Below are 8161 nucleotides of genomic sequence, written 5' to 3'. Positions count from 1 at the left end.
TCCTCTCCCCCCTGCGCCTGGCCTCTCCTCCGCCTCCTGCTTACCGCTCCGTCACTGCCACGCCCCAATCTCCACCCTACTTTCCTCCTCCTCTCCTATGCCGCTAGCTCCGCTACATCGCTTCGCCTTGCCCTTCTTGTCGGGCGCTATATCTTTGCCGGCATGACGCGGTCGCTCGGCGTAAGCGAGCGTCTTCGCCAGATGCTGGGTGCCGCGGTCCTGGCCGGCGTTGCCGTCATTGCGCTCGGTCTCGATACGGGCCTCCTGGCACGGCTTTCCTATACCAGCACAGCCGCCTTCGAACAGACCGTGCTTGACCAACTGCACAAGAGGCCCGCGGCGAACTCGTCCGTAGAAGCTGCCGATCGTGGCGCGACGGCTGCCATCGCTGACAGGAACCGACCATTTCGCAGCAGCCTGCCTATCGAAGGTGGTTCGCCGTCTTTAAATGGCGCCGTCGAATGGCTGAACTCGCCGCCGCTGACGACTGAACAGCTGCGCGGCAAGGTCGTCCTCGTCGATTTCTGGACCTACTCGTGCATCAACTGCATTCGCACCGTGCCTTACGTCCGTGCCTGGTCGGAAAAATATAAGGATCAGGGCCTGGTCGTGATCGGCGTGCACGCCCCCGAATTCGCTTTCGAGAAAAAGATCGACAACGTCAAAAAGGCGGTCGAGTATTTTAAGATCGGCTATCCGGTTGCGATCGACAATGACTACAAGATCTGGCGCGCCTTCGAGAACAGCTACTGGCCAGCGCATTATCTGATCGATGCAAAGGGCAATATCCGCTACCACCACTTCGGCGAAGGCAACTACCGCCAGACCGAGCAGGCGATCCAGGACCTTCTGCGCGAAGCCGGCAGCGAGATGCCCTCGACTGCGCCAGTGACCCCGGACGCCAAAGGAGCCGAGGCCAGCCCGGACCTCAAGAACGTCCGTTCGGGCGAAACCTATCTCGGATACAAACGCGCCACCAGCTTCGCCTCTCCGGAGAACCTCCGTGCCGACGCCGCCAACGCGTATTCTATCGACAAACCGGGCCTGAATGAATGGGGCCTCTCCGGAACCTGGACGGTTGGCGCTGAGCAGGCCGTCCTGAACCAGCCGGATGGTAGCATCGTCTACCGATTCAGCGCCCGCGACCTGCATCTGGTTCTCGGACCCAGTGCTGCCGGCAAGCCGGTCCGCTTCCAGGTGACGATCGACGGCAAGGCTCCCGGACCAAACCATGGCGCAGATACCGACGCCGACGGCCAGGGCACGGTGATGTCCACCAGGCTCTACCAACTCGTCCGCCAGTCCGGCGACGTGAACGAACGGACGTTCGAAATCCGTTTCCTCGATCCAGGCGTCGAAGCCTACGCCTTCACCTTCGGCTGAAACTTCATCTCCCTTACCAAAACAACCCACAACAGACAGGAGTCAAACCCATGAACCGCCACTACATCTCGACCCTAGCACTCGCCTTCGCCACGAGCGTGATTGCCTTCGCGGCACAGGCCGCCGACGTGAAAAACATCGTTATCGTCCATGGTGCGCTCGCCGATGGTTCGGGCTGGCGCAAGGCATCTGATATCCTCGTCGAGCGAGGCTTCAATGTCACGATTGTTCAGGAGCCGATCACGTCGCTTGCCGACGATATCGCCGCAACCAATCGGGTGCTCGACCTGCAGGACGGCCCAACGCTTCTCGTCGGTCATAGCTATGGCGGCATGGTGATCACCGAAGCTGGCCACAGTCCCATTGTCGCTGGTCTCGTGTATGTCGCAGCCTTCCAGCCGGACCGTGGCGAAAGCCTCCTCAGCCTCGCAAGTTCCAAGCCGGCCGGCGGCATGAATATTCGCGAAACGAAGGATGGCAAATATGTCTATCTCGACCCCGCCGCGTTCGCGAATGACTTCGCCGCGGACCTGCCGAAAGACGACGCAGCGTTTCTGGCGAGATCTCAGGTCTACGCCTCGAAGGAAGCGTTTTCCGCCAAGGTCGGGGATCCCGCTTGGAAGATAAAGCAGAGCTGGTCAATTGTTGCTTCCGAAGACCGCTCAATCAATCCTGAACTGGAACGCGAAATGGCTAAGCGCGCGGGCAGCGTGGTTACCGAGATCAAGGCAAGCCACGCCGTGTTCGCGTCGCAAGCCGAGAAGGTTGCCGACGTCATCGAAACAGCGGCGCGGCAAGTTGGTGCAAAGAGCAGGTAGGCGCATCCCCGCACCCACGATCTCCTTCACAAGTATCCTGAAAGGACACAGGCATGAAACCGATCAACGCATTTGTCGCAACCCTCCTGTTTCTCAGCAGCGGAATGACGCCGTTGCAGGCGTTCGCTGATGAACCCCTGCTACGCACGGATCTCATCAAGAGCGATATCGACGTGCCCGCCCACGAAGTTGTGCAGGTCCGTGTCGACTTTCTCCCGGGTGTTCTGGCCGCCAGGCATTCTCACCCCGGTGAAGAGATAGCCTACGTGATCGAAGGGGCGCTTGAGTATAAATTAGACGGACGCGAGCCGGTCACCCTTTCCGCAGGTCAATCACTCTTCATTCCGACCGGCGTTGCTCATTCGGCGCAAAATGTAGGCACTGGCAAAGCCTCGGAGCTTGCCACCTATATCGTCAAGAAAGGCCAGACTCTGGTCGTACCGTCAAAATAACGACTTATCCGCAACATGCGCAGGGAGCAGTGGCGCTGCCTGCGCATGTCGGCACTGTCCAAGACACGACAGCTATCGCCGCTCGGCATTGCCAGAACACACTTCGCCAAAAATGACGTCTGGGTCGGCAGGATAAGATTTGCCTCAGCGAGGCCGTACCGCTCTTAACCCCTTCGCGAGCACATTCGATCAAGCAAACAAGTCGATCCCTAGCCCTACAGTCGCCTGATCCGGATGCCTGCAGAGCCGCAGTGTTCACCATACTGTCAAGTCCCTGATACAAAATGGCTTTTGCGACCGATGTGTAGAGCGGGCTCACGATCACGACGCTACGCTCTGATACACTTCCGGCAAATTTTCAAAACATGCTGGATACGTCCGCCCTCTAGCCTGCTCTCCGTCACCAACAGGCAAAACAACGGAGAGTATCTTATGACTAGAACTGAAATCGCCTCTATTCGAGTCCATTTCGCTGGCCGCCTGATTGCAGTTGCGGTTGGCTCCCTCATGCTCGTTCCTGCGGGATACGTCCTCCCGGCAATCGCCGCCGATGCCATTTCGGCCACGTCGGCAAAGAGTACCAGCTCGGATGAGAGTATCCGTCCGTTCCATATTAACGTCCCACAATCTCAACTCGATGATTTACGCAAGCGCATTTCCGAGACACGCTGGCCCGACAGGGAAACCGTCGATGATTCCTCGCAAGGTATTCAACTGGCGCAAGTTCAGGAACTGGTTCGCTATTGGGGCACTGATTACAACTGGCGTAAAGCCGAGGCGCAGCTCAATTCATTGCCGGAATTCATCACAACGATCGATGGGGTCGAGATCCAGTTCATCCATGTTCGCTCCCGTCACCCCAACGCCCTCCCCGTGGTTCTCACTCACGGCTGGCCCGGTTCAACATTCGAGTTCATTAAGTCCATCGGCCCTCTTACCGATCCCACAGGTTACGGCGGCCGCGCCGAGGATGCATTTGATGTTGTCATCCCTTCCATCCCCGGCTACGGCTTTTCTGGGAAGCCGACGGATTTGGGCTGGGGTCCTGATCGCACTGCACGGGCTTGGGACACCCTCATGAAGAGGCTCGGATATGAGCATTACGTTTCCCAGGGTGGGGATCATGGCTCGGTAGTATCCGATGCGCTGGCTCGCCAGGCACCAAAGGGTTTGCGTGCGATACATCTCAATATGCCCGCAACGGTTCCAGGCGAACTGATTAGAGCGATCAATAGCGGCGACCCCGCCCCGTCTGACCTGAAGACATCAGAACGCGAAGCCTTCCAGTCGCTTAGCACATTTTTTGGACGCAATGCCGCGTACGGTGCGATGATGGTGACCCGCCCGCAGACCATTGGCTACTCGCTGTCAGACTCGCCCGCGGGTCTTGCCGCATGGATGTACGAAAAATTTGCCCAGTGGAGCGACAGTGATGGCGTCCCTGAGCGTGTCCTGTCCAAGGACGAGATGCTCGATGACATCACTTTGTACTGGCTGACGAACACCGGAGCGTCATCCTCTCGTTTCTATTGGGAAAACAACAACAACAACTTCAGCGCCGAGGCGCAAAGGACCAAAGAAATCAAAATACCGGTTGCCATTTCCGTATTTCCTAAGGAAATCTACAAGGCACCTGAGAGCTGGAGCAAGCAAGCGTATCCGACTTTGTACTACTATAATCAGGTAGCGAAAGGTGGACATTTTGCTGCGTGGGAACAGCCCCGGCTCTTTGCGGAAGAGTTGCGCGCAGCGTTCAAGTCTGTCCGATAATATCAGCTAACACGTAGTAATCGCGGCCCCCCTCATTTCGGGCCGCGAACATGTATGCGGCTCATTCGGATTCTTGAGCTGCCGCGCCGCGCCTCGAGCAATGTGCTGTTTGTCACATTCGCTGGCTTGATGAAATCTTCCGGTCTAGGAGCGGCAATCGAACTTCGATGGGGACATACCGGTGATCAACGACAGAAGTGGTCGTCTTGCCTGATTTGGGCTTACGACAGCGATCGGGCCCAGGCCGGCTATTTTTATCACCTATATTTGTAATGCGATGCGCCTCTCTCCTGCTTCAAGCACGCGATGACCAACTTGCCCGCCTCGAGCCACTTCGTTGCCAGGATCATGCCTGATCCCAGTAATTTCAGCGAAGTCGATCGAGATACTTGGCGCGGAACACGAACACGTCGCCACAATACCAAGCGCCACCAGAGCATTCATGCCGCGCCGAAAGTCGATAGGCTGCAGTCGCTACCATGATCTTCACGCCATTCGGCGAAAGTGCAACATCGGCGTCCCCGCAACGCCGCCACCCTCGCCTGCGCCAACTCGGGCGCGACCAGGCTTTCGCCGATCGTCAAGAAGTCAGCCCGGCCTCGCGCCGCCAATCCGCGGTTGACGCCCCAGCGTCGGGCGATGACCGAGCTGTTCACGTCGCGGACAAGTCTCCGCCTCGCTTAATACCAGCGCCCTCGGCCGTACCAGCCGCCGCCAAGCAGAACAACGATCAGAACTATGATGAGAAGTGTGGTGATATCCATTTACGTCTCCTAGGAGTGCCCGGTACGGTGTATTTACTCGTAGATACACTCCGACATCACTCAACGTTTAGCGCTGGGTCATGTTCCATTTGATCGAGGTGATTACCGCTGGCGTGAGATCATTCTCTAGACACAAACAAAATTCACGAACGCAGCCCGTGATGATCGCTCCACGACCCCACAATGATGCGGAACGTAAGTGGGGGAGGAGGCCGCAAGATTGGTGATCTAGAATTGTTTTAAACGGCTTTTGTAATAGCAGCGCAGTCCAACATTATCACGGCGAAGGTCATTCCATTGCCGTCATAAACGCTGGTACTTGTTGTTCGAAGAATTTCGAAAACGATGCGATGCGCGGGGGCAGCGCTTGATAGGGCGGATAGTAGAGCGTCAGCCACAAATCCGGCGGCGACCAGTTCTGCAGGACGTGGACTAGCCGTCCGGTGCGCAGTTGTTCGGCTACGTGGAACTTCGGCAGCATGGCGACACCCGCCCCGTCGGCAGCCATGCTTGCGAGGACTTCGCCGCTGTTGGCGCTAAACGCGCGGCCTGCTGAGATGTTGGTACTGCCACTGCCGTCCGACAACGCCCAGTTCTCCCGCTTGCTCTCGCCGCTGTATGCAAGGCAGTCGTCAGGGGTCAATTCGCTGGGATGCTTCATGTTTACGAATCGGCTCCCTGGAGCGGCGACGAGGATACGGCGCACGAAACTGATCTTCCGCCAGATTGTGAACTTGTCGGACGGTGCAGCCGAGATGCGGATAGCGAGGTCGTAGTCATCGTCGATGATGTTCACGAGACCGTCCGCGAGGGAGATTTCAAAGCTGATCTTGGGAAATCGCTCCTGGAAGCTTGAAAGGATGGGAGGAAGCACCTGCTGGCCGAACCAGGTCGGCGCGCTGATCCGCAGCCGACCGTGATCGGCCTTGTGCGTGTTCATCACGTCCTTGCGGGCATTCTCCAGCGCAGCCATCGCCGGCTGGATTTGCGCAGCGTAGATCGCCCCCTCGGTCGTCAGCGACACCTGACGCGTGGTTCGGACAAAGAGCTGCACCCCAAGGTCTTCCTCCAAGGCGGCGATCGCTCTGGTGACCGCTGCGGGCGTCATGTCGAGTTCGCGCGCGACTTGCGCAAAGTTGCGCTTCTCGGCAGCCAGAAGAAAGGTCCTCAGAGCCTTATAGTCGTTCATCTATTATTTCATCCTGCGCAATTCACTCGCAAGTTTTATTGCAATTCCGACCGCTGATCAACTGGCGTAGGTTTTTAATCACACCACACGAACAGCGCAGCTGCGGAAAGACAAGCATCATGATCAGGGACATCAAGGGACTGCATCACATCACGTCCATGGCATCGGAAGCCCGCCGGAACAACGCCTTCTTCACTGAGACCCTCGGCATGCGCAGGGTCAAGAAGACCGTGAACTTTGATGACCCGACTGTCTATCACCTCTACTACGGCAATGAAAATGGCACTCCTGGCACGGTCGTGACCTACTTTCCATTCCCTGACGCGATGCGCGGCCGGGCCGGCGTTGGCGAAGTCAGCGAGACACAGTTCGCCGTCCCGGAAGGCTCGCTCTCCTTCTGGCAGGATCGCCTGAGCGCGAAAGATACGAATCTCCTCGAAGCAGATAAAATCTTCGGCGCCAACCGCCTGCGCTTTATCGGTCCGGATGGTGAAGGCCTTGCCCTGATCGAAACGGCCGGCGACGTCCGTACAGCGTGGAGTGGTGCCGGAATTGATGACAGCTTCGCCATCCGGGGCTTCTCCGGGGCACGGTTTCGTCTCCACGACACGGCTGCCACCACCGAGCTTCTCGAGTTCATGGGCTACCAGCGCACTGAGACCGAAGGTGCCGTCACCCGGTTCGTTATCCCCGGCGGCAATGGTGCCGACACGATCGACCTTGAGGCCCTTCCACAAACGCCTTTCGCAAGGCAGGGCGCGGGTTCGGTTCACCACATCGCCTTCGCTGTCGAGAATCGCGCAAAACAGCTTGAAGTCCGCAAGGCCCTGATGGACACCGGTTACCAGGTCACCCCGGTCATCGACCGCGACTACTTCTGGGCGATCTACTTCCGCACCCCCGGCGGCGTGCTGTTCGAAATTGCCACCAACGAACCCGGTTTCAACCGCGACGAAGACACAGCGCACCTTGGGGAGGCTCTGAAGTTACCGGGCCGCTACGAGCCCTACCGTGCCCAAATCGAGGCCGAGCTTGCGCCACTTGCGGCCTAATGTTCCAGCCAGGTCGCTTTCCGACAATCCAGCGTCCCAACGTTCAAGACGCGCAGCGACCCCTGCCCCATTGCTATCTTCAATCCAACTAGAAGGAAAACACGAGATGTCTAACAAGCTTCAGGTCCTGACCCCGCAGAACAGCCAGATCATCTTCATCGACCAGCAGCCCCAGATGGCCTTCGGCGTCCAGTCGATCGATCGCCAGACTTTGAAGAACAACGTCGTGGGCCTTGCCAAAGCAGCCAGGATCTTCAACATCCCGACCACGATCACCACCGTCGAGACCGACTCTTTCTCGGGCAACACCTTTCCCGAACTGCTCGCCGTGGTCCCCGACAACGACATTCTCGAGCGCACCTCGATGAACTCCTGGGACGATCAGAACGTCCGCGATGCACTTGCCAAGAACGCCGCCAACGGCCGCAAGAAGATCGTCGTCGCTGGTCTCTGGACCGAGGTCTGCAACACGACGTTCGCCCTCTCCTGCATGAACGATACCGACTATGAAATCTACATGGTCGCGGATGCCTCCGGCGGCACGTCTGTCGACGCGCACAAATACGCCATGGACCGCATGGTGCAGGCGGGGGGCGGTCCCGGCACCCGGGCACAGGGCCTGGCGGGAAGGGGGAGCGGGCGTGCCCGCCAGGAAAGCCACGCGGGGGGGTACACCCTCGGGGGCGGGGCGTACGGGGGCTGACGGGCAGGCACCGATATTGGCAGTCCCCAC

7 protein-coding genes and 1 pseudogene are annotated in these 8161 nt (G+C 58.4%); 6 read left to right on the top strand and 2 right to left on the bottom strand.

Annotated features, from left to right (window positions below):
• The 4 genes from C9413_RS23290 to C9413_RS23275 all read left to right on the top strand — a co-directional run.
• Positions 1 to 1383: thioredoxin family protein (locus C9413_RS23290; protein ID WP_170250959.1), on the top strand; the 1383-nt coding region annotated here is incomplete at its 5' end.
• A gap of 50 nt (positions 1384 to 1433) precedes the next feature.
• Positions 1434 to 2201: an alpha/beta hydrolase gene (locus tag C9413_RS23285; RefSeq protein ID WP_040114543.1), complete on the top strand. Its 768-nt coding sequence runs from the start codon at positions 1434 to 1436 to the stop codon at positions 2199 to 2201.
• 104 nt (positions 2202 to 2305) lie between these two features.
• A complete protein-coding gene (locus C9413_RS23280; protein ID WP_133939355.1) occupies positions 2306 to 2653 on the top strand; it encodes a cupin domain-containing protein in 348 nt (115 codons plus the stop codon).
• 432 nt (positions 2654 to 3085) lie between these two features.
• Positions 3086 to 4423, top strand: coding sequence for an epoxide hydrolase (locus tag C9413_RS23275; protein WP_052451732.1), 1338 nt, complete (start codon positions 3086 to 3088; stop codon positions 4421 to 4423).
• A 308-nt stretch (positions 4424 to 4731) separates the two neighbouring features.
• On the opposite strand, the pseudogene tnpB reads toward C9413_RS23275, so the two are convergent.
• Together tnpB and C9413_RS23265 are read right to left on the bottom strand one after the other, a co-directional pair.
• Positions 4732 to 4904 (bottom strand): annotated as a pseudogene (gene tnpB / locus C9413_RS23270) (IS66 family insertion sequence element accessory protein TnpB); the annotation flags it as partial.
• A gap of 572 nt (positions 4905 to 5476) precedes the next feature.
• Complete coding sequence (locus tag C9413_RS23265; protein WP_040114541.1) at positions 5477 to 6376, bottom strand: LysR family transcriptional regulator; 900 nt, start codon at positions 6374 to 6376, stop codon at positions 5477 to 5479.
• Between the two features lie 119 nt (positions 6377 to 6495).
• Between C9413_RS23265 and C9413_RS23260 the strand changes: the two genes are divergently transcribed.
• Positions 6496 to 7428: a VOC family protein gene (locus C9413_RS23260; protein ID WP_040114540.1), complete on the top strand. Its 933-nt coding sequence runs from the start codon at positions 6496 to 6498 to the stop codon at positions 7426 to 7428.
• 106 nt (positions 7429 to 7534) lie between these two features.
• Positions 7535 to 8131: an isochorismatase family protein gene (locus C9413_RS23255; RefSeq protein WP_281408668.1), complete on the top strand. Its 597-nt coding sequence runs from the start codon at positions 7535 to 7537 to the stop codon at positions 8129 to 8131.
• Positions 8132 to 8161 lie beyond the last annotated feature (30 nt).

It is taken from the genome of Rhizobium sp. SEMIA 4085 (assembly GCF_013004495.1).
GTDB classification, from domain to species: Bacteria; Pseudomonadota; Alphaproteobacteria; order Rhizobiales; family Rhizobiaceae; genus Rhizobium; species Rhizobium gallicum.
The sequence above is the reverse complement of the archived record's forward strand: the minus strand, read 5'-3'. Positions and strand labels throughout refer to the sequence as shown.